Genomic DNA, 20,749 nt, shown 5'->3' with positions numbered 1-20,749 from the left:
CTACCGCTCGGGGGTCGATGCCCGAGTCGCCGACTAGACTGTCCGCCGTGCACTCCCCGTATGAAGATCTGCTCCGACTGGTCATGGACACCGGCGCCACCAAGGCTGACCGCACCGGCACCGGTACGCGCAGTGTCTTCGGGCACCAGATGCGCTGGGACCTCGGCGAGGGCTTCCCGCTCATCACCACCAAGAAGGTGCACCTCAAGTCCATCGTGTACGAGCTGCTGTGGTTCCTGCGCGGCGAGTCCAACGTCAAGTGGCTGCAGGAACACGGCGTCAGCATCTGGGACGAGTGGGCCGACGCAGACGGCGAGCTGGGCCCGGTCTACGGCGTGCAGTGGCGGTCGTGGCCCACCCCGTCGGGCGAGCACATCGACCAGATCACCAAGGTGATCGAGACGCTGAAGACCAATCCGGATTCGCGCCGCATCATCGTCTCGGCGTGGAACGTCGCGGACCTCGACGCGATGGCGCTGCAGCCGTGCCACGCGTTCTTCCAGTTCTACGTCGCCGACGGCAAGCTCAGCTGCCAGCTGTACCAGCGCAGTGCCGACCTGTTCCTCGGCGTGCCGTTCAACATCGCCAGCTACGCGCTGCTCACCCACATGGTGGCGCAGCAGACGGGGCTCGAGGTGGGCGACTTCATCTGGACCGGCGGCGACTGCCACATCTACGACAACCACGTCGACCAGGTCACCGAGCAGCTCTCCCGGGAGCCGCTCCCCTACCCGACGCTGAAGCTGAACAAGCGCGACTCGATCTTCGACTACACCTTCGAGGACGTCGAGATCGTCGACTACCGCCACCACCCCGCGATCAAGGCGCCGGTGGCGATCTGATGATCGGCCTGATCTGGGGCCAGACCACCGCGGGCGTGATCGGCCGGGACAACACGATCCCGTGGCGCGTCCCCGAGGACATGGCCCATTTCAAGGACACCACCATGGGTCACCCCGTGGTGATGGGCCGGCTCACGTGGGACTCGCTCCCGCCGAAGTTCCGCCCCCTGCCGGGCCGCCGGAACATCGTCGTCACCCGTCAGAGCGGCTGGACCACGGCCGGCGCCGAGACCGCGAACGGCATCGAAGAGGCCCTCGCGCTCGTGGGCGACACCGCCTGGGTCGTGGGCGGTACGCAGATCTACACCGCGGCAATGCCGTTCGCGGACCTGCTGTCGGTGACCGAGATCGACGCGGACATCGAGGGCGACGCCTTCGCGCCCGAGATCGGCGACGAGTGGGTCGTCGGCGACACCGGAGACTGGCACATCTCGGAGAAGTCCGGTCTGCGCTACCGATTCCTCACGTACGTCCGCGGCTGACGGGCCACTCCCGGACGGTGGCCGAACCGTTAGGCCGATAACCCGGTCATCTCCGGCGCGGTGGGTCATACTGCGGGGACACCGTCCCTGCAGTCACCAGGAGTGACCTTTGATGGACAAGACCTCATTGACGGCCCTCGCCCGGCAGCAGCTCAAACTGGCGTCCACGTCGTCCAGCGGACGCAGTTCGCAGACCGTGTACGGCGGCCATCAACGCAGCCTGCGTCAGACCGTGATCGCGCTCGGCGCCGGCAAGAGCCTGGCCGAGCACGACAGCCCCGGCGAGGCCACGCTGCTGGTGCTCAGCGGCAAACTGGCGCTCATCTGCGGCGAGGACTCGTGGAAGGGGTCGGCCGGCGACCTGCTGATCATGCCTGCGGCGCGACACAGCGTCGAGGCGCTCGAGGACGTTGCGTTCCTGCTGACGGTCGCGAAGTAGTCAGACCACCCGCGCGTCGGTCGCGGGCACGACCGCGATCGACAGCAGACCGCCGACGAACCCCCGCACCGCGGCCTCGTCCGCGGTGTCGACGACTCCCTCGGTGACGATGAGCGAGGCCACCAACCGGAACGCCCACTCGCAGATCGCGCGGGGACTCACCGCCACGAGCTGCTGCGGGGTGAACAGGCGCTCGAAGTGCGGCACCAGGAAATCGGCGCCTCGCTCGATCAGTGGCCTCGCGCGCACCGTGAACCATGGCAGGACGATGTCCGGATCGTCTCGAAGTGCCTTCTGCAGCATCGTGTGCCGGCGCGCGTAACACACCGCGAAGACGATGCAGTCCACGAATCCGACGTGCAGTTGATCGCGCCCGCGCAGCACCGGATCGAGCACCGCGAAGAACCGGGTGATCTCGCGCTGGAACAGTGCCTCGAAGATCGCGGTCTGGTCGCCCACGTACTTGTAGACCGTCGGGCGCGACAGCCCCGCCCGCTCGGCGATCTGGGCGTGCAGTCGCGGGCTGTAGCCGACGTCGATCAGGCACGCCTCAGCTGCGTCGAGGATGCGTTCGCGAAACGCGGTGGGGCTCAGATCTTGTGCACGGGAATTCACCGCAGAGAGTTTAGTAGCGCGGCTCGCCGATCGCGCCGGGGCAGTCACGACGCGATTACTGTTCCGCAGCATCACAGACACCATTGACGACCGTCGCGGATGCGTTTACGTTTTAGGTGATATCGGCAAACGACAAACACTGCGCCGTATCGGCTACGGCGTTCGTTCCCGCCCCTGCGGCGAGTCCCGCAGGGTACGCCCAGGAGGGACGGTCATGACGCAGACGACGAGTCCACCCGATCGGGAGTCGGTCGCGGACCGACTGCTCAACGGATCGGTCAAGCGCTCGTACGCCCCGGTGGTGGACATCGACTGGGACGCACCGCTCGAGGACGGCAAGTACTTCCTCCCGCCCCACGTGCTGTCGCTGTACGGCACGCCGTTGTGGGACTCGATGAGCGAAGCGCAGCGGATCGAACTGTCCCGGCAGGAGTCCGCCAACATCCTCAGCGTGGGGATCTGGTTCGAGAACATTCTCAACCAGGCGCTGCTGCGGCACCTGCTGCACAACGATCCCGGATCGCTGCACACCCGGTACACGCTCACCGAGATGGGCGACGAGTGCCGGCACATGGCCATGTTCGGCCGGACGATCGAACGGATGGGCGCCAAGCCCTACCGACTGCGCTGGTATCAGGCGGCCGCAGTCAACTTGCTGCCCAAGACTTTTCGCGGCACCATGCTGTGGGTGGCCGCGCTGATCGGCGAGGAGATCTTCGACGCCACCCAACGTCGCGTCGTCGACGATCCCCAACTGCAACCCCTGATCGCCCGGCTCATGCGGATCCACGTCACCGAGGAGGCCCGACACATCCAGTTCGCGCGGGCCGGCGTGCGCCGGAGGATCGCCGGGACCCATCGGATCGACAGGGTCTGGGTCGGTACGGCCCAGGGCCTCGGCGGACTGCTGCTCGCGCGACTGTTCACCAATCCGGCGATGTACAAGCGGGCCGGCCTCGACCCGCGGGAGGCTCGCCGACAGGCCCTGGCGAATCCGCACTTCCGGGCGAACCAGCGTCGCGGGTTCGCCGACCTTGCCGCGTTCCTCGAGGAGACCGGCCTGATGCGCCGACCCTCGCGCGCGATGTGGCGTCGAGCGGGATTCCTGTGAAGACCGTCGCGGCGCCCCGGGTCCTGATCGTCGGGACCGGGTTCTCGGGGCTGTGCATGGCGATCCGCTTGAAGGAGGCGGGAATCGACGACTTCGTCATCCTGGAGAAGGCGTCGGAGGTGGGCGGTACGTGGCGGGAGAACACGTACCCCGGATGCGGGTGCGACGTGATGTCGCTGATGTACTCGTTCTCGTTCGCCCCGAACCGGCGGTGGACGCGGATGTACGCCCGCCAACCCGAGATCCTCGACTACATCCGGCGGATCGTCGACGACTACGACCTGGCCCCGCACATCCGCTTCGACTCCGCGGTCGTGGCCTACGACTTCGACGAGGCCACCGACCGCTGGGCGGTCCGCACCGCCGCCGGCGACGTCTACCGACCGCGCATCGTCGCGGCCGGCCCGGGCCCGCTGCACAAGCCCAGCATCCCCGCGTTCCCCGGCCGTGATCGCTTCACGGGAAACGTTTTTCACTCCGCCGAGTGGGATCACTCGGTGGACCTGACCGGCAAGCGCATCGCGGTGATCGGCACCGGCGCGAGCGCCGTCCAGTTCGTCCCCGAGATCGCGAAGCAGGCCGCGCACGTGGACGTCTTCCAGCGCACCGCCCACTGGGTGCTGCCGAAACTGGACCGGGCCATCACCCCCACCGAGAAGCACCTGTTCCGGACGGTGCCGGGCGTGCAGAAGACATACCGCGGCGCGATCTACTGGAGTCACGAATCGCTGATCGCCGGGTTCATGCACCCGCGGCTGATGGGCGCGCTCGAACGCGCCGCCCGCGGTCTGCTGCGCCACCAGGTCCGCGACACTGCGCTGCGCGCGACCCTCACCCCGGACTACACGATCGGCTGCAAACGAATCCTGTTGTCCAGCAACTACTATCCGACGCTGCAGCGCGAGAACGTCGACCTGGTGACGTCCGGCATCGCGGAGTTCACCGAGACCGGGATCCGCACCGACGACGGCGCCGCGCACGACGCCGACGTCGTCGTGTTCGGGACCGGGTTCGAGATCGCCGACCGGTTCGCGAGCGAACACATCGTCGGACGCGGCGGGCTGAGCATCCAGGAGGCGTGGCGCGACGGCATGGAGGCCTACCTCGGGGTCGCCGTCAGCGGCTTCCCGAACTTCTTCCTCATGATGGGCCCCAACTCGGGTGGCGGAAACCAGTCCATCGTCTTCGTCATCGAGGCACAGGCGCACTACATCCTCGAGTGCCTGAAGCTGATGGACGGCCACGAGGCCACCCGCATCGAGGTGCGCGGCGGCACCCAGCGGGACTTCAATCGTCGGATCCATCAGAAGCTCGCGGGCTCGGTGTGGAATTCGGGTGGCTGCGACAGTTGGTACCTCGACCGGACGGGACGCAACCGGGCGGTCTGGCCCGGGTCGAGCGCGTCGTACTGGCTGCGCATGCGCCGCCCCGGCGTCGACGACTTCGACCTCAGCTCCGCGGAGGACCGCGACGAGGAGGACTACCGCGGCCCCGCGGTTCTCGAGGGCGCCGGGCTGCGACTGGCCGTCGAGGTGCACCTCACCGGGCACCTCGACCCACTCGACGGCCACTACCACTGGTACGGGCAGGTCGCGGGGGACGATCGCATCGCCGACCTGAAACGTCCCGACGCCGGAGTGCCGACGCTCCGGATCGGGGACGGGCCCCTCGTCGACGCGATCCTCGCCGAGCGGGATCCGTGGGGTCACTTCCGGATCACCGGGGTGGGCGCGCCACCGTTCGCGCTGGACGACCTCCTGGTCTGACCCGGCGGGCCGCACAGAGCGGCCGAAAGGGAGTCCGGCGTCGACCCCCTCCCCCGAGGATCGACGCCGGACAGTTGTGATGTCGCCGGCGAGCCACCACAACTCGCTCACGACAACTTCACCGAATGCATCGAGGCGCGACTGCAACGTGTTACACCCGTGTCGGACAAATTCCTCGCCACCTATGCTGCGTGCATGGTGAACGGCGGTAACTGGGGCTTCGGGGAGTTCGACAACCTGGAGGAACTACTCGCCGACATGCGCAGTCGGCTCGTCGACAGCGTCGCGACCCCGGCAAGGCTGCGGGAACTGCTCGAGGCCGTCCTGGTGGTGGGCGCCGGACTGGAACTCGATTCGATCCTGCAGCGGATCGTGCAGGCGGCGACCACGCTGCTCGATGCGCGCTACGGCGCGCTGGGCGTGCGCGACCCCGACGGTGGACTGTCCGAGTTCGTGTACGAGGGCATCACCGCGGAGGAGCGAGCGCGGATGGGGCACCTGCCGGAGGGCCACGGGCTGCTCGGCCTGCTGATGGAGCATCCGCGACCCGTGCGCGTCGGACACCTGGGCGCGCACCCGGCGTCGGTCGGCTTCCCGCCGAACCATCCGCCGATGGATAGTTTCCTCGGCATGCCGATCATCGTGCGGGGTCGGGTGTTCGGCAGCATCTACCTCACCGAGAAGCGGACCGGTCCGGAGTTCACCGACGAGGACGAGACCATCCTCGACGCCCTCGCCACATCAGCGGGCGTCGCGATCGACAACGCCCACCTGTTCGAGGAGTCCCGCACCCGGGAACGCTGGCTGACGGCCCTCGCGTCGTCCAACGCCCGCCTGCTGTCCGGCGGGTCCATCGACGAGGCTCTGGAGCTTCTGGTGACGCGCACCCGCGATCTGTGCGGAGCGACCGGCGCGTACGTGTTGGTGGTCGAGGACGAGGATGACGCGATCGTCGAGGCGGCCTCCGGCGGCGACGGCCCGCGGCCGGGCAGCCGGATCGACCTGTCGGACTCCGGCCTGCTGCCGGTGGTCCGTGGTCGACGGCCCGCGCTGCTCACCGAGCGGGATCGGGTGGCACCGTTCGCCACCGGCAGCGACGTTCGGGTGGCCGCGCTGCCGCTGTCCACGACGTCCGGCGTCGCCGGGATGCTCGTCGTCACGCGCGAGGGCCTCGGGTGGGCGCCCGACGAGATCACCCGGCTGGGGTCGATGGCCGACTCGGCCGCGCTGGCCGTCGAGTTCGCCGACCAGCAGCACCGGCGACGGCAGCTCGACGTGCTGGCCGACCGCGACCGCATCGCCCGCGACCTGCACGACAACGTCATCCAGCAACTGTTCGCGACCGGGATGAGCCTGCAGAGCCTGTTGCTCGACGAGAACGCGCCCGTGCCGGAGTCCGCGTCGGGCACGATCACCAAGTCGGTGTCCCAACTCGATCGGATGATCCACGAGATCCGCACCACGATCTTCGACCTGCAGACCACCGGCGAACAGGCTCCCACGAGCCTGCGGCGACGGCTGCTCGACGCGATCGGCGATCTGACGACCCGCTCGGTGCTGGTCCCGAACGTGCAGTTCACCGGCGCCATCGACACCCTCGTGCCGCCGCGGATCCATCCGCACGCCGAGGCGGTGCTGCGCGAAGGCCTGAGCAACGCGCTGCGGCATGCGGACGCGACGACGATCACGGTGGCGATCGACGCCGCCGATCACCTGACGATCCGGATCTGCGACAACGGCGTCGGCCTGCCCGAGACGACGCGCCGCAGCGGGCTCGACAACCTGGCCCGCCGGGCCGAGCAGTGCGGCGGCAGCTGCACCGTCCTGCCCGGCCTCAGCGGAGGAACCGAACTCACGTGGCGGGTGCCGCTGCGGTGAGGTGACGACCCGTTTCGCTCGTCCCACGTTGCGTCAGTTGGGTGGCTTCGACGTCAGGGAGCAGTACCGCGAGGTGTCATTGGCCGAGGGCGTCGAAGACCTCTGCCCAGTTTCCCCCAGCAACATTCATCGCATTCCGAGTCTCGAGGAGAACATCCCGAGCGATCTGCTCGAGCGTGGTCCCTCCGGCAGAGCTCTCGATGCCCTGGAGGGCCGTCATGCCCTCTTCGGTTGCGGTGAATTGCTCTTCCCACTGCCCAGCGGAGGACAACAGGAATCTCAGGTGATAGGGGTAGTCGAAGTCAGGCGCCGGCACTCCGGTTTCGGCAATATTCTTCAGCGAGGTGACGATCAAGCGCAGTTGGTCGGACTCGAAGGAGCAAGATTCCGGCTCCGCCAACCCTGAGAATTCGAGTGATCCATCAACGAGATCCCGCCAGTACTCGCGATCGTGCAGGCCGTCCCGCTGCTCCATGTGCGTCTCCGCGAAGACCGACATGAGTTCGTTGTCGTCGATCAGTGGGGAAAGCACCAGATCTTCACTGAAGTCGTAGCCGAAGAAGTACCGATGACCGTCGACCGCGATTGATTCGATTCCTCCGATGTGGCGGTAATCCCGAAGCAGCGGTGCAGGAATACTCGTCACCGCTGCTTCTGCACCATCGGGGGTTCCGCTCTCGCCGCATCCCTGGATGCCCATCATCGCTCCATTCGTCCACGAGTCCGACCTTGTTGATCGCGACCGTGGGAGAGTAGCGGGGACAGCCGACACTCAGCTGGGATCGAAGTCCGGCACCCCGTACCTAGCGGCGCCGGCTGTTCCGCAGCTCCGTGGCGAGGACGGCCGCCTGGGTGCGCCGCTGCATGCCGAGCTTGGCGAGCAGGCGCGAGACGTAGTTCTTGATCGTCTTCTCCGCGAGGAACAGGCGCTCGGCGATCTCCCGGTTCGTCAGGCCCTGCCCGATGAGGTCGAAGACCGCGCGTTCCTGGTCGGACAGCTCCGCGAGCGGGTCGGTGGTGCGCTCGGAGCGGATCCGCTGCATCAGGGCGGCCGTGGCGCGGCTGTCGAGGAGCGAGCCGCCCGCGCCGACCGTCCGCACGGCCGAGATCAGGTCGGTGCCGAGGATCTGCTTGAGCACAAAACCCGACGCGCCGGCCATGACGGCGTCGAACAGGGCCTCGTCGTCGGCGTACGACGTGAGCATCAGACAGCGCAGGTCGGGCAGCACGGCCCGCAGGTCGCGGCACAGTTCCACGCCGTTGCCGTCGGGCAGCCGGACATCGAGCACCGCGACGTCGGCGCCGCTGGACGGGATCCGGGCCAGCGCCTCCCCCACCGAGGCGGCCTCGCCGACCACAGTGAGGTCAGGCGCGCTGCCCAGCAGATCCACCAGTCCGCGCCGCACGATCTCGTGATCGTCGACGAGAAAGACCCGTGTCATCGGTGCACCTCCGTAGCTGTCGGGAAAACGCTACCGCGCCGGTCGCACCCGGGCGGTGGCGGACCCTCCCGCTCCGTGGAATCGGCCGTAGGCACCCCGCTCGGCGGGGCCCTAGCGTCCTGTCCGAGCACTACGGAGGGAGTTGGATGACGCGCGTGGCGGGTCGCATGACCGGCAAGGTGGCAGTGGTCACCGGGGCAGGAAACGGTACGGGCCGGGTCCACGTCCGGAGGCTGGCCGACGAGGGCGCCGACGTGGTCGCGCTGGACCTGCCGGGCACCTTGTCGGAGCAGGCCCTGGCAGAGACCGCCGCGAGCGTCCCGGCGGGGCGCCGGGTCCTGACCCGCACCGCCGACGTCCGGGACGTCGCCGCCCTGCGCGCCGCCGCCGACGCCGCGGCGGCCGAGTTCGGACGCGTCGATGTCGTGGTCGCCAACGCGGGGCTGTGCGACGCCCCCGGCCCGGCCCTGACCATCGACGAGTTGACGTGGCAGCGATCCCTCGACATCAATCTCAGCGGCGTCTGGAACACGGTGCGCGCCTTCGTTCCCCACATGCCCGACGGCGGATCGGTGGTCGTGGTCGGCTCCACCGCCGGCATCCGCGGGAACGCGAACCGCGCGCACTACGCGGCCGCCAAGCACGGCGCCGTCGGTCTGGCGCGCACGCTGGCGATCGAACTGGGTCCGCGCTCGATCCGCGTCAACTCGGTGCATCCGGGTGCGGTGGGCAGCGGGCGGCCACTCGCCGCCGAGGCGATCGCGCGACTACGTCCCGATCTCGCTGCACCGACCGAAGCCGATGCGAGGCAAGCTTTGTCGGATCGGAACCTGATCCCCGTACCGTGGGTCGACGCCGTGGACGTGAGTAACGCGGTGCTGTTCCTGGCGTGCGACGAGTCCCGCTTCGTCACCGGCACCGAACTGGTGGTCGACGCCGGCCTCACCCAGAAGGTGTAGCCCGTGACCTCCCCCGAGACCGCTGAGACCCTGGAGTCGGTCGTCTACGTCGTCGACGAGATGGTGGTCGCGCCCGGACAGGGCCGCGCGTTCCTCGCGTCGTACCTCGAGGAGTACGCACCCGGTGCCCGTGCACGCGGCCTCACCCTCGACCGCATCCTCGTCAGCCCACCGGTCTGGCTCGACGACCAGTCGAACACCGTGACCGTCACCTGGACGGTCCACGGCGCCGACGCCTGGTGGCAGCAGCGGTGGGCCGCGGGCCGGGACCCGGACGTGGCGCAGTGGTGGGCGTCCGCCGACCGGTCGCTGACCAGCCGTCGACGCTCCACTGCCTGCGCCGCCGCGGATCTTCCGGTGGTGACCGATGTTTGAGGTCATCAGGTTGATCAGCTTCACGGACACCGCCGACGACGCCGCACGTGACGCCGTGGTCGCGGGCCTGCGCGACGCCGTCGAACCGCACGCCCGCAGCGTCCTCGTCCGGCCGACCCTGCCGGGTGGGATCCGTGGCGGGGACCTCGTCGCCAAGTTCCGGTTCGACAGCGAATCGGACTGGCGCGGCGTCGAGAACGCCGTGGACTTCCTGTTGTGGGTCCCGACCGTCGACCAGATCGACGGCGTCACCTACACCGGCACCGTGCGACCGGCGAGCGTCGCGTCGACGCCCACGGTCTACCGGACGCTGCTGGTCGCGGTCGACCCCGCGACGGATCCCGACCTGGTGGCGCAGTTCGAGGCCGAGACGGCTGCGATGCCGGACTACATACCGTCGATCGGCGCCTCCCAACTGAGCCGCGTGCGGGAGTCGTGCGGCACCCGGTGGACCCACGTGTGGGAACAGGAGTACGCGAGCGTGGACGGGCTGACCGGCCCCTACATGACCCACCCCTACCACTGGGCGCACGTCGACCGCTGGTTCGACCCCGAACGCGCGCACCGGATCGTCACCGGTCTGTGCCACAGCTTCTGCGCGATCGATGGGCCGGTCCTGGGTCGGGACCGACCCGTGCCGGTCGCCGGAGATCAACCGTCCGCCTGATTCTCGACGGTCCAGGCAGCGATCTGTGCGCGCGAGTTGAATCCCAGCTTGTCGCGTATGTGCTCGACGTGTCCCTCCACTGTGCGCGGAGCGATCACCAGTCGCTCGGCGATCGCCTTGTTCGTCATGCCCTCGGCCACGAGTGCGGCCACCTGCCGTTCGCGCGGGGTCAGCGTGGCGCTGCTACCGGCGGGCGACGGCAGCGGCGTCTCCGGTGTCCGCTCGTCCAGGGCCCAGGCGACGACCGGCCACCTGCCGGGCCTCCTCTGCCGAGACGGTGGCCGCCGGAGTGTCCTGTTGGAGGGCGGCGAGCACGCTGTCGACGCACATCGCCTCGCCGCGTTCCACCGTCGGCGGTCCGCCGTCGGCCAGTGCGCGGTCGAGCCAGTTCCGGCCCTCTTTGAATCGTCCTCGCACAATCCAGAATTCGTACAGCCCGGCGGCGATCCGCATGGCCGAGGCCGCCGAGGGAGGGTCGCCGAGACAGAACTCCATCGCCTCCCGCAGATTCGACTGCTCACTCTCCAGCTTCGATACCCGTTCGACCTGACGGGATCCGATCCAGTCTCGCTGGGCTCGCAGAACCAGATCCTCGTACCAGTCGCGGTGTCGACGGCGTAGCGCGATCGGATCGCCTTCGTCGCGCAGCCGCTGTCGGCCGTACTCGCGGAGGGTATCGAGCATCCGATACCGCACGGCCGCATCCACCTCCTCCCGGATCAGGATGGACTTGTCGACCAAGGACGTCACGACGTCGAGCAGGTCACCGTCTACTCCGTCGTCCGCCACGACGCCCTCTATCGCGTCGAGCGCGACGCTGCCGGCGAACACCGACAGGCGAGCCCACAACCGCTGTTCTCGATCGGTGCACAGGTCGTAGCTCCAGTCGATACACAGCCGCAGGGTCTGCTGGCGGCTCGGTGTGGTGCGGTCGCCCCGGGTCAGCAGGCGGAGGCGGTCGTCGAGTCGTTCGAGCAGCTGATCGACGGACAGCGCTCGGAGCCGGGCCGCCGCCAGCTCGATCGGCAGGGGCAGGCCCTCGAGTCGCGCACAGATCCGGGCGACCGTGGCGCTGTTCTCGGCGGTGAGCCGGAATCCGGGCACCGCGGCCCTGGCTCTCTGCTCGAACAGGGCCACCGCGTCGCCGCCGGGCACGTCGGCCGGTGCAGGAGCCCGTGCGGGTTCGGCGGACACCGTCAACGGCGGAACCCGCACCACCGTCTCCCCGCCGATGCCGAGGGGTTCACGGCTCGTCGCCAGCACGGACAATCCGAGGCAGGCCCTGAGCAGCGTCTGCACCAGTGCGGCAACAGGACCTACGAGATGCTCACAGTTGTCGAGTAACAGGAGGGTTCGCCGGTCTGCCAGGTGATCGATCAACACCGACTGCGGTGACCGAACCGACCAGTCCTGAAGTCCCAGGGTGCTCGCCACTGCCTGCGCCAGCTGGTCGGCATCGTGGAGCTCGCTCAGGTCGACGAACCAGGTTCCGTCGGTGAATGTCCGCTGCGCATCCCTTGCGACCCGGAGAGCCAGTCGCGTCTTACCGACCCCGCCGAGGCCGGTCAGCGTCACGAGGCGCGATTCGGACAGCAACCGCCGCGTCTCCTTCACCTCGAAACTGCGGCCCACGAAGCTGCTGACGTCCTCGGGCAGATTTCCCTGTTCACGGCCGCGAAGAGGGTGTGCTGTCGCGGAAGGCGCCATCTCAGTCCCTCCGCCCAGGTCGACGCGCTGCAACAGAGCCCGAGCGCTCGGGGTCCGGACGCGGAAAGCCCGATTCCAAGATACGTCGGTATCGCCCTTCCTCGCCGGAACCACGGGCCTCGTCCTAACATTTGCGTCGAACGTTCTGCTGCCGAAGGGAACCAGGAATGACCACAGGTATCGAACAACGCGAGTTCCAGACGGAGACTCGCCAGATTCTGGATCTGATGATCCACTCGGTGTACTCCAACAAGGACACCTTTCTCCGGGAGCTCGTCTCCAACGCGTCGGACGCACTCGACAAGCTGAAGCTCGAGGCGTTCCGCGACAAGGACCTCGAGGCCGACACCTCCGACCTGCACATCGAGCTCGACGTCGACACGGAGGCGCGCACGCTGACGGTGCGCGACAACGGCATCGGCATGTCGCGCGACGAGGTGATCGACCTCATCGGCACGCTCGCCAGGTCGGGCACCGCCGAGCTGCGCCGCAAACTGCGCGAGGCGAAGGACGCCGCCGCCTCCGAAGAACTGATCGGTCAGTTCGGTATCGGCTTCTACTCGACATTCATGGTCGCCGACAAGGTCACGCTGCTGACCCGCAAGGCCGGCGAGAGCCACGCGACGCGGTGGGTCTCGAGCGGCGAGTCCACGTACACGATCGAGACCGTCGACGACGCCCCGCAGGGCACGTCGGTGACGCTGCACCTCAAGCCGGAGGACGTCGACGACCACCTGTACGACTACGCGGCCGAGCGCAAGCTCCGCGAAATCGTCAAGCGGTACTCGGACTTCATCGCGTACCCGATCCGGATGGACGTCGAGAAGCCGGCCCCGAAGAGCAGTGACGATGCAGACGACACCGACGACGCCCCGAAGACCGTCGTCGAGACCGAGACGCTCAACTCGATGAAGGCGCTGTGGGCCCGGCCCCGCAGCGAGGTCTCCGACGACGAGTACAACGAGTTCTACAAGCACGTCAGCCACTCGTGGGACGACCCGCTCGAGGTCATCCCGATGAAGGCGGAGGGCACGTTCGAGTACCAGGCGCTGCTGTTCATCCCGTCGCACGCGCCGTTCGATCTGTTCTCGCGCGAGCACCGCGCCGGCATCCACCTGTACGTCAAGCGCGTCTTCATCATGGACGACTGCGAGGAACTCATGCCCGAGTACCTGCGCTTCGTCAAGGGTGTCGTGGATGCACAGGACCTGTCGCTCAACGTTTCCCGCGAGATCCTGCAGCAGGACCGGCAGATCCGGGCGATCCGGCGCCGGCTCACCAAGAAGGTCCTCACCACTATCCGCGAAATGATGACGCATGATGACGACACGTCGCGGGACAAGTACCGGACCGTGTGGTCGCAGTTCGGCCGGGTCCTCAAGGAGGGTCTGCTGTCGGACTTCGACAACCGCGACACCCTGCTCGAGATCTCCTCGTTCCCGTCGACGAACAGCGAGGACGAACAGACCACGCTGGCGCAGTACGTCGAGCGGATGAGGGACGGCCAAGAGCAGATCTACTACCTCACCGGCGAGTCCCGCCAGCAGCTCGAGGCGTCGCCGCACATGGAGGCCTTCCGCGCCCGCGGCCTCGAAGTGCTGCTCCTCACGGACCCGGTCGACGAGATGTGGGTGACGTCGGTCCCCGAGTTCGACGGCAAGCCGCTCCAGTCCATCGCGAAGGGCGAGGTCGATCTCGACACCGAGGACGAGAAGAAGGACGCCGAAGCCAAGCGCGAGGAACAGGACAAGCAGTTCGCCGACGTCCTCGGCTGGCTCACCTCCACCCTCGACGACCACGTCAAGCAGGTGCGCCTGTCGACTCGGCTGACCGACTCCCCCGCCTGCATCGTCGGCGACGAATTCGGCATGACGCCGTCGCTCGAGCGCATGTACCGGGCGTCGGGCCAGGAGGTCCCGCACTTCAAGCGGATCCTCGAACTCAACCCGACGCACCCGCTGGTGGAGGGTCTACGGGCTGCGCACGCCGAGCGCGGCGACGACCCGAGCCTCGCGGAGACCGCCGAATTGCTCTACGGCACCGCACTTCTCGCAGAGGGCGGCGAGTTGGAGGATCCGGCGCACTTCGCGAAGATGCTCGCGAACCGCCTGGCACGCACCATCTAGACGCGTTATCAGCTCGAGGCAGCGCGCCCGCGGGAGTCCCAGTCCCGCGGGCGCGCTGTGCATCGAAACAATTGCGGCCGCGGAACGATCAAACGATCAAACGATCAAAGTTCCGCTCGGCTCGCATCAGCGTGAAACGCTGGTGCCGACAGTTTGTTGTCGCACGAGGCAACAAACCGCCGGCACCAGTGAAGAGAAATTCATTTCCTCATGAGGTCGACAGGATCAGCCTGTCCGACCGCAGGCGCGACGATCGCGAGCGCGGCCGCCGTCGCAGCAAACATGATGCGGGTCCTCATCGTCGGAGTGCGGGAGATTTCCCCCTCCCGTGAATTGACATCGCTTCATGACCTTCGGGATAGGCCTACGAAGCAATTCAAAAACGGTCACCCCCAGTGGCTGCCATCCTTACTGCCATCCTTACTGCCGTCGTGGCTGCCATCCTTACTGCCGTCGTGGCTGCCATCCATACTGCCGTCGTGGCTGCCTGAACCGAGGCTTCCCAGGGCCCCGAGGCTCCCCAGGGCTCCGAGGCTTCCCAGTGCGCCGAGGCTCCCCAGGGCCCCTAGGCTCCCGAGGTTGCCATCGGAACTGCCGTCATGGCTCCCCTCATTGCTGCCGTCCTTGCTACCGGAACCGAGGCTCCCCAGGCTGCCGAGGCTGCCATCGGAACTGCCGTCATGGCTCCCCTCATTGCTGCCGTCCTTGCTGCCGGAACCGAGGCTCCCCAGGCTGCCATCGGAACTGCCGTCGTGGCTGCCTTCGGAACTGCCGTCATGGCTCCCCTCATTGCTGCCGTCCTTGCTGCCGGAACCGAGGCTCCCCAGGCTGCCATCGGAACTGCCATCGTGGCTGCCTTCGGAACTGCCGTCATGGCTCCCCTCATTGCTGCCATCCTTGCTACCGGAAGCGAGGCTCCCCAGGCTGCCGAGGCTGCCATCGGAACTGCCGTCATGGCTCCCCTCATTGCTGCCGTCCTTGCTACCGGAACCGAGGCTCCCCAGGCTGCCATCGGAACTGCCGTCGTGGCTGCCTTCGGAACTGCCGTCATGGCTCCCCTCATTGCTGCCATCCTTGCTACCGGAAGCGAGGCTCCCCAGGCTGCCACCGGAACTGCCATCGTGGCTGCCGTCCTTGCTGCCAGAGCTGCCATCGTGACTTCCGGAGCCGTCGAGGCTGCCCGACACCGGGGCGGCGAGGGATTCCACTGATCCATGGCTTCCAGATTCAGGATCAGCGTGCCCGACCGCAAGTGCGCCGACCGTGAGCGCGGTGGCCGCCGTCGCGGCAATCATGATGCGGGTCTTCATCTTCAGAGTGCGGGGATTTCCGCTCCCGTGGGTTGGCATTGTTTCACGACCTCCTCGATTGACCTACGCAGAATTTAAGACGATCCGCCCAAACCGCATGCAATCAAATTCATTGAAACGCAACCATCGCCCCTACGAAACTCCGCCAGACCCCCGACTGACGGTTGACGCCTCACATGCGTGCAGGCGAAGTCAACCTAGCATTTCGATTGGGTAGCGGAAGCCGAAATTGCCGTTATGCGATTTGCGGCGTTCTGGGGTTTTGGAGTGGTTTGTGCCAGTTACGAATCCGCTTCCAAACCGAGACTCGCCAGATCCTGGATCTGATGATCCATTCGGTGTACTCCAACAAAGACAAGGCATCGCACAGGTTCGCCCCATGCGCGACGGGGTACCTCCCTCCGCGCGCTCGCCTCCAACGCGTCCGACACGCTCGACAAGCTCGAGCTCGGTTCGCGAGCAGGCTTCGCGAAGTGCGCAGGGTGCTCCAGCTCGCCGCCTTCAGCGCGAAGCGCCGTGTAGTAGCGCAATTCGGCGGTCCCGGTATTGACAAGAGAGCCGATCAGGTCGATCACCTCGTCGCGGGACATGCCGATGCCGCTGTAGCGCACCGTGAGAGTGCGGGCGTCGGTGTCGAGCTCGATGTGCAGATCCGATGTGTCTGCTTCGAGGTCCTTGTCGCGAAACGCCTTGATCGTGGATCTGGAGTCGGCCCGGGCATTCGTCACGGCCGTCATCGAGCAGGTCGCCCCGCACCGGCGGTACGGTCGGCGGCCGACGGCCGTCTTCTCGGCGCCGGCCGGTGTCTCGGAGGTCACCGCCATCTGTTTCGGTGGCGTGATCTCGCACCGCAGTTGCCAACTGGCCGGGGAGGAACTGACCGAGGCGCTGCACCACTACCTGCGCGAGGAGCACCAGATCATGGTCGGCGAGCTGACCGCGGAGCGCGCCAAGATGGGCGCACCCGACACAGCCGACGAACAGTCGCTCGTGGTGGAGGGACTCGACGCCGTCACAGGCCGCGCACGACTGATCTCACTCGACGTCGAGGAGATCGTGGAAGCGCTACGACCGACCACGACCGGAATCGTGCAGACGCTGACCGCCTGCCTGGAAGACCTTCCCCCGCAAGCGATCAGCGACGTCATGTCCGAAGGCGTCCTGATGATCGGAGGCGGAGCGATGCTCCGCGGGCTGTCCCAACTGTTCGAAGAATCGTTCGGTCTCCCGGTGAAGACCGCCGAGCGACCGCTCACATGCGTCGCCGAAGGCGCCACGGCCTGCCTGGATCACCCCGAGGTCGTCGCCGCCTACAGCGGCTGATCTCCCACATCCTCTGATCCCCCGCAGCGTCCGATCCGCAGCGGAGGATCACCCACAACAGCTATCACCGACCCGGCGCCGGTGCCGGTCGCCCCGCGAGGTAACGCTCCAGGAGCGCCTTGACCACGGGACCGGACGTCGCCGATCCGAATCCACCGCCACGAACCAGCGCCGTGACAACGATTTCGGGGGACCGGATCACGGCTCAGCGCGCCCGCGGGAGTTCCACTCCCGCGGGTGCCGTTCCGTGGGCGTCCGCGTCGCAGAGCACCGGACACCGAACCACATGCGAAGCCCCGCCGGCATGCTTTTCACACCCGCTACCCGGTTCCCCGAATACGGGATCGCAACCAACCGGACGAATCAATCATTAAAGGAATCATAATTCCAAGTGATGTAATTCATCCGATATCACCGGCCGCATGCGCGCGAGGTTCGGCAAATACCGGCAATTTCTCGCTGCACTGTCACGACAATCCTGGACCGCGGTTTCGGAGTGAATTCGAATCAGCACTCAAATCAAACGACCGAGAGGGCGGATAACGCCCCCCAGATCGTGCGGTGGTGCCGGCTGCTGGTGGGACGGTGAAACGCCGAGACCAGACAGGCCGTCGTCTCGGTGGTACCGGCGACGGCCTGTCTGGTCCCTCCGGCGAGGGTCGTGCCCCTACGACCGACGACGATGCCTCTCGGCGGCCGTCGTACCCGCCGCCGCTGCGAGGAGCAGTACGCCACCGATGAGCAATGCGTTGCCAGCGGCGTCGTCGGGCGTCCCCTTGCCGCCCGCTTCGACGCTACCGACGGGGACAACACCGATTTGCCCTCCACCGTGCGGCGCAGCTGGAAGCGCTTCCCCGCCCGGGCCTCCCTGGCCGCCGGGTCCACCCTCCTCACCTGGCCCGCCGGGTCCACCCTCCTCACCCGGGCCAGGTCCCCCTTCTTCACCCGGCCCGCCCGGCCCACCCGGCCCACCGGAGCCGCCGGAGCCGCCGGAGCCGACGAACAAGCTGCCCAGTCCGGCGCTACCGAGTAAGGCACTGCCGAGCAGAGCGCTGCCGCCAGCGCTACCGGCGCTGCCGCCGGCGCCTCCGGAGCTACCGAGCAACGGCAAGAACAAACTGCCCAGGTCCGAACTTCCGAAATCCACGATGCTGCCGAGGCTGCCCTTCCCGAGACTGCCCCCATGCTCACTACCGAGGCTGCCCTTGTCGAGGCTGCCCTCGCCCCCGCTGCCCCCATGCTCACTACCGAGACTGCCCTTCCCGAGGCTGCCCTTGTCGAGACTGCCCTCGCCCCCGCTGCCCCCATGCTCACTACCGAGACTGCCCTTCCCGAGGCTGCCCTTGTCGAGACTGCCCTCGCCGCCCCCACCCTCATGCTCACCGCCGCCATGCTCACCGCCGCCACGTGCGTCAGGCGCAGCGCCGGAACTGCCAAGGCCGAGGCTGCTCAACGCCAGGTCAGCGAGTCCTTGCAGATCCATCGCTGCCCCAAGACTCCCCAGTCCGGCGTTTCCGGCGTCCCTGCCAGCGCCGGCGCCAGGTTCGGCAGGGGCAGCCTGCCCGACTGCGGACGAACCGATCGCGAGCGCGGTGGCCGCCGTCGCGGCAATCATGATGCGGGTCTTCATCTTCAGAGTGCGGACGTTTGTAGCCCTGTGGGTTGGCATAGCTGTACGACCTTCCTCGATTGGCCTGCGCAACAATCTATTGACATTCCGCCTAATCGCATGAAGACATAGAAATCATGGCGCCGCCATTACCCTGCGCGAACTCCACCAGACCCCGACTGAATGGGTGGGCGCCCCCCTTGCATATAGGCGAAGGAAATCTAACATCTCACTCAGGCAACGGAAGGTGTAATTAGAATTACGAGCGCGGACGGGGCGCGGCGTGATTGATTCGGCCGCGGCGCCGGGCAAGCCGAGTCGGCCCGCCGACCAACCGCTGACGTCCGCTTCGCACCCTGAGTCTTCGTGTCGATCGAAGAACACCGGGGAGCAACTCCACCGATCCCGACGCCGGCCCGGGCGTGGCCCGCGCTGGTTCGGGTACAGAGGGACGGCCGCCGCTGGCCGGGAACGGCGCGGGGCGCCGTCGCCGTGGCGCTGCCGGGTCTCGTCGGTGTCACGCTCGGTCACGATTTCCTCACCGAATCCCCCGCGTGCATCGTCGGTGACGAGTTCGCCATGACGCCCGCGCTCGAGCGCATGTACCGAGCCTCGGGCCAGGAGGTCCCGCACTTCAAGCGGATCCTCGAACTCAACCCGACGCACCCGCTGGTGGGGGCTACGGGCTGCGCACCCCGAGGGCAGCGACGACCCGAGCCTCGCCGAGACCGACGAATTGCTCTACGGCACCGCGCTTCTCGCGGAGGTCGGTGAGTTGGAAGATCCGGCACACTTCGCAAAAATGCTCGCGAATCGCCCACCGCACCGAGCACTGCCTCGCGAAACCGGCCATGAACGTCGACTGCATGCGTAGCATCTAACCCATCTCGTTCGATTCCCTTCGGGAGGCCGACGTGCGTGGACTTGGCATCGATCTCGGAACTACGAACACTGTCGTCGGAACCCTGGACGGCGGAATCGTCCTGAACGAACCGTCTTTCATGCTGGTTCGGAACAAAGATCCGCACCGGGCCCTCGCGATCGGCCAGGATGCGCGCAACCTCGTCGGCCGCACACCTGCGGGCATCACACAGGTTCGCCCCATGCGTGACGGGGTGATCGTGGATCTGGAGTCGGCCCGGGCATTCGTCACGGCCGTCATCGAGCAGGTCGCCCCACACCGACGGTACGGTCGACGGCCGACGGCCGTCTTCTCGGCGCCGGCGGGGGCCACCCCACTCGAGCGCCGCGCACTGCTCGAGGTCGGGCACGAGGTCGGCCTGCGCAAGGTCGGGCTGATCCCGGAACCGGTGGCGGGTGCACTCGGGTGCGGGGTCAATCCACTCGAGGCTCGCGCCCATCTCGTCGTGAGCGTCGGAGGCGGTGTCTCGGAGGTCACCGCCATCTGTTTCGGCGGCGTGATCTCGCACCGCAGTTGCCAACTGGCCGGGGAGGAACTGACCGAGGCGCTGCACCACTACCTGCGCGAGGAGCACCAGATCATGGTCGGCGAGCTGACCGCGGAGCGCGCCAAGATGGGCGCACCCGACACAGCCGACGAACAGTCGCTCGTGGTGGAGGGACTCGACGCCGTCACAGGCCGCGCACGACTGATCTCACTCGACGTCGAGGAGATCGTGGAAGCGCTACGACCGACCACGACCGGAATCGTGCAGACGCTGACCGCCTGCCTGGAAGACCTTCCCCCGCAAGCGATCAGCGACGTCATGTCCGAAGGCGTCCTGATGATCGGAGGCGGAGCGATGCTCCGCGGGCTGTCCCAACTGTTCGAAGAATCGTTCGGTCTCCCGGTGAAGACCGCCGAGCGACCGCTCACATGCGTCGCCGAAGGCGCCACGGCCTGCCTGGATCACCCCGAGGTCGTCGCCGCCTACAGCGGCTGATCTCCCACATCCTCTGATCCCCCGCAGCGTCCGATCCGCAGCGGAGGATCACCCACAACAGCTATCACCGACCCGGCGCCGGTGCCGGTCGCCCCGCGAGGTAACGCTCCAGGAGCGCCTTGACCACGGGACCGGACGTCGCCGATCCGAATCCACCGCCACGAACCAGCGCCGTGACAACGATTTCGGGGGAC

18 protein-coding genes and 4 pseudogenes are annotated in these 20,749 nt (G+C 67.4%); 14 read left to right on the top strand and 8 right to left on the bottom strand.

The features are described from left to right. Window positions 1–17: 17 nt before the first annotated feature. From DEU38_RS00280 to DEU38_RS00270, 3 genes are all read left to right on the top strand, one after another. Complete coding sequence (locus tag DEU38_RS00280; protein ID WP_114718142.1) at window positions 18–842, top strand: thymidylate synthase; 825 nt, start codon at window positions 18–20, stop codon at window positions 840–842. Next, entirely contained in the window at window positions 842–1,324 is a 483-nt protein-coding gene (locus tag DEU38_RS00275) for a dihydrofolate reductase (RefSeq protein ID WP_114718141.1), read from the top strand. The genes DEU38_RS00280 and DEU38_RS00275 overlap by 1 nt, the downstream gene beginning before the upstream one ends. A gap of 112 nt (window positions 1,325–1,436) precedes the next feature. Further along, window positions 1,437–1,763, top strand: a complete 327-nt coding sequence (locus DEU38_RS00270; protein ID WP_114718140.1) for a cupin domain-containing protein — start codon at window positions 1,437–1,439, stop codon at window positions 1,761–1,763. Here the strand turns inward: DEU38_RS00270 and DEU38_RS00265 are convergent, their stop codons facing one another. Further along, window positions 1,764–2,378 (bottom strand): TetR/AcrR family transcriptional regulator, encoded by a 615-nt coding sequence (locus tag DEU38_RS00265; RefSeq protein WP_258557581.1) that lies wholly within the window; start codon window positions 2,376–2,378, stop codon window positions 1,764–1,766. It lies immediately after the preceding gene. Between the two features lie 214 nt (window positions 2,379–2,592). Between DEU38_RS00265 and DEU38_RS00260 the strand changes: the two genes are divergently transcribed. From DEU38_RS00260 to DEU38_RS00250, 3 genes are all read left to right on the top strand, one after another. After that, the gene (locus DEU38_RS00260; protein ID WP_114718138.1) at window positions 2,593–3,489 is read left to right on the top strand and encodes a diiron oxygenase; all 897 of its coding nucleotides are present in this window, start codon (window positions 2,593–2,595) and stop codon (window positions 3,487–3,489) included. After that, on the top strand, window positions 3,486–5,255 hold the full coding sequence (locus DEU38_RS00255; RefSeq protein ID WP_258557580.1) for a DUF4873 domain-containing protein: 1,770 nt from the start codon (window positions 3,486–3,488) through the stop codon (window positions 5,253–5,255). The genes DEU38_RS00260 and DEU38_RS00255 overlap by 4 nt, the downstream gene beginning before the upstream one ends. Window positions 5,256–5,450: 195 nt before the next feature. Continuing rightward, entirely contained in the window at window positions 5,451–7,133 is a 1,683-nt protein-coding gene (locus DEU38_RS00250) for a GAF domain-containing protein (RefSeq protein WP_114718526.1), read from the top strand. A gap of 76 nt (window positions 7,134–7,209) precedes the next feature. Here the strand turns inward: DEU38_RS00250 and DEU38_RS00245 are convergent, their stop codons facing one another. Both DEU38_RS00245 and DEU38_RS00240 read right to left on the bottom strand, forming a co-directional pair. After that, window positions 7,210–7,836: a hypothetical protein gene (locus DEU38_RS00245; protein WP_258557579.1), complete on the bottom strand. Its 627-nt coding sequence runs from the start codon at window positions 7,834–7,836 to the stop codon at window positions 7,210–7,212. 100 nt (window positions 7,837–7,936) lie between these two features. Beyond that, on the bottom strand, window positions 7,937–8,575 hold the full coding sequence (locus DEU38_RS00240) for a response regulator transcription factor (protein WP_114718137.1): 639 nt from the start codon (window positions 8,573–8,575) through the stop codon (window positions 7,937–7,939). A 167-nt stretch (window positions 8,576–8,742) separates the two neighbouring features. Between DEU38_RS00240 and DEU38_RS00235 the strand changes: the two genes are divergently transcribed. From DEU38_RS00235 to DEU38_RS00225, 3 genes are read left to right on the top strand one after another with little or no spacing between them, the layout of a single operon-like run. Then, window positions 8,743–9,534, top strand: coding sequence for an SDR family oxidoreductase (locus tag DEU38_RS00235; protein ID WP_114718524.1), 792 nt, complete (start codon window positions 8,743–8,745; stop codon window positions 9,532–9,534). 60 nt (window positions 9,535–9,594) lie between these two features. Continuing rightward, window positions 9,595–9,909 carry a hypothetical protein gene (locus DEU38_RS00230; RefSeq protein ID WP_114718523.1) on the top strand — a complete coding sequence of 105 codons (315 nt, stop codon included), beginning with the start codon at window positions 9,595–9,597 and terminating at the stop codon, window positions 9,907–9,909. Then, complete coding sequence (locus tag DEU38_RS00225) at window positions 9,902–10,576, top strand: Dabb family protein (protein WP_114718136.1); 675 nt, start codon at window positions 9,902–9,904, stop codon at window positions 10,574–10,576. Before DEU38_RS00230 ends, DEU38_RS00225 begins: the two co-directional genes overlap by 8 nt. On the opposite strand, the gene DEU38_RS28925 is transcribed toward DEU38_RS00225, so the two are convergent. Beyond that, entirely contained in the window at window positions 10,561–10,728 is a 168-nt protein-coding gene (locus tag DEU38_RS28925) for a response regulator transcription factor (protein WP_258557577.1), read from the bottom strand. The two genes, DEU38_RS00225 and DEU38_RS28925, sit on opposite strands and share 16 nt — an antisense overlap. A 31-nt stretch (window positions 10,729–10,759) precedes the next feature. After that, entirely contained in the window at window positions 10,760–12,283 is a 1,524-nt protein-coding gene (locus DEU38_RS00220; protein ID WP_258557576.1) for an NB-ARC domain-containing protein, read from the bottom strand. Between the two features lie 167 nt (window positions 12,284–12,450). On the opposite strand from DEU38_RS00220, the gene htpG reads away from it, so the two are divergent. Next, window positions 12,451–14,409, top strand: a complete 1,959-nt coding sequence (gene htpG / locus DEU38_RS00215; RefSeq protein WP_114718135.1) for a molecular chaperone HtpG — start codon at window positions 12,451–12,453, stop codon at window positions 14,407–14,409. Between the two features lie 386 nt (window positions 14,410–14,795). Here the strand turns inward: htpG and DEU38_RS28215 are convergent, their stop codons facing one another. After that, the gene (locus DEU38_RS28215) at window positions 14,796–15,719 is read right to left on the bottom strand and encodes a hypothetical protein (protein ID WP_181818634.1); all 924 of its coding nucleotides are present in this window, start codon (window positions 15,717–15,719) and stop codon (window positions 14,796–14,798) included. A 326-nt stretch (window positions 15,720–16,045) separates the two neighbouring features. Here DEU38_RS28215 and DEU38_RS29730 point away from each other — a divergent pair. Further along, a pseudogene (locus tag DEU38_RS29730) lies at window positions 16,046–16,169 on the top strand (hypothetical protein); the annotation flags it as partial. 74 nt (window positions 16,170–16,243) lie between these two features. Here DEU38_RS29730 and DEU38_RS28920 read toward each other — a convergent pair. Then, window positions 16,244–16,414: pseudogene (locus DEU38_RS28920) on the bottom strand (hypothetical protein); the annotation flags it as partial. On the opposite strand from DEU38_RS28920, the pseudogene DEU38_RS00205 reads away from it, so the two are divergent. Beyond that, a pseudogene (locus DEU38_RS00205) lies at window positions 16,401–17,042 on the top strand (rod shape-determining protein); the annotation flags it as partial. The pseudogenes DEU38_RS28920 and DEU38_RS00205 sit on opposite strands and share 14 nt — an antisense overlap. 667 nt (window positions 17,043–17,709) lie before the next feature. On the opposite strand, the gene DEU38_RS27965 reads toward DEU38_RS00205, so the two are convergent. Further along, window positions 17,710–18,672 carry a hypothetical protein gene (locus DEU38_RS27965; RefSeq protein WP_147283433.1) on the bottom strand — a complete coding sequence of 321 codons (963 nt, stop codon included), beginning with the start codon at window positions 18,670–18,672 and terminating at the stop codon, window positions 17,710–17,712. Window positions 18,673–19,188: 516 nt separating this feature from the next. Between DEU38_RS27965 and DEU38_RS00190 the strand changes: the two are divergent. Both DEU38_RS00190 and DEU38_RS00185 read left to right on the top strand, forming a co-directional pair. Next, window positions 19,189–19,525 (top strand): annotated as a pseudogene (locus DEU38_RS00190) (hypothetical protein); the annotation flags it as partial. Between the two features lie 40 nt (window positions 19,526–19,565). After that, on the top strand, window positions 19,566–20,555 hold the full coding sequence (locus tag DEU38_RS00185) for a rod shape-determining protein (RefSeq protein ID WP_114718132.1): 990 nt from the start codon (window positions 19,566–19,568) through the stop codon (window positions 20,553–20,555). The last annotated feature ends 194 nt before the right edge of the window (window positions 20,556–20,749 follow it).

Source organism: Rhodococcus sp. AG1013, assembly GCF_003350365.1.
In the GTDB taxonomy this organism is placed as follows: Bacteria; Actinomycetota; Actinomycetes; order Mycobacteriales; family Mycobacteriaceae; genus Prescottella.
The sequence above is the reverse complement of the archived record's forward strand: the minus strand, read 5'-3'. Positions and strand labels throughout refer to the sequence as shown.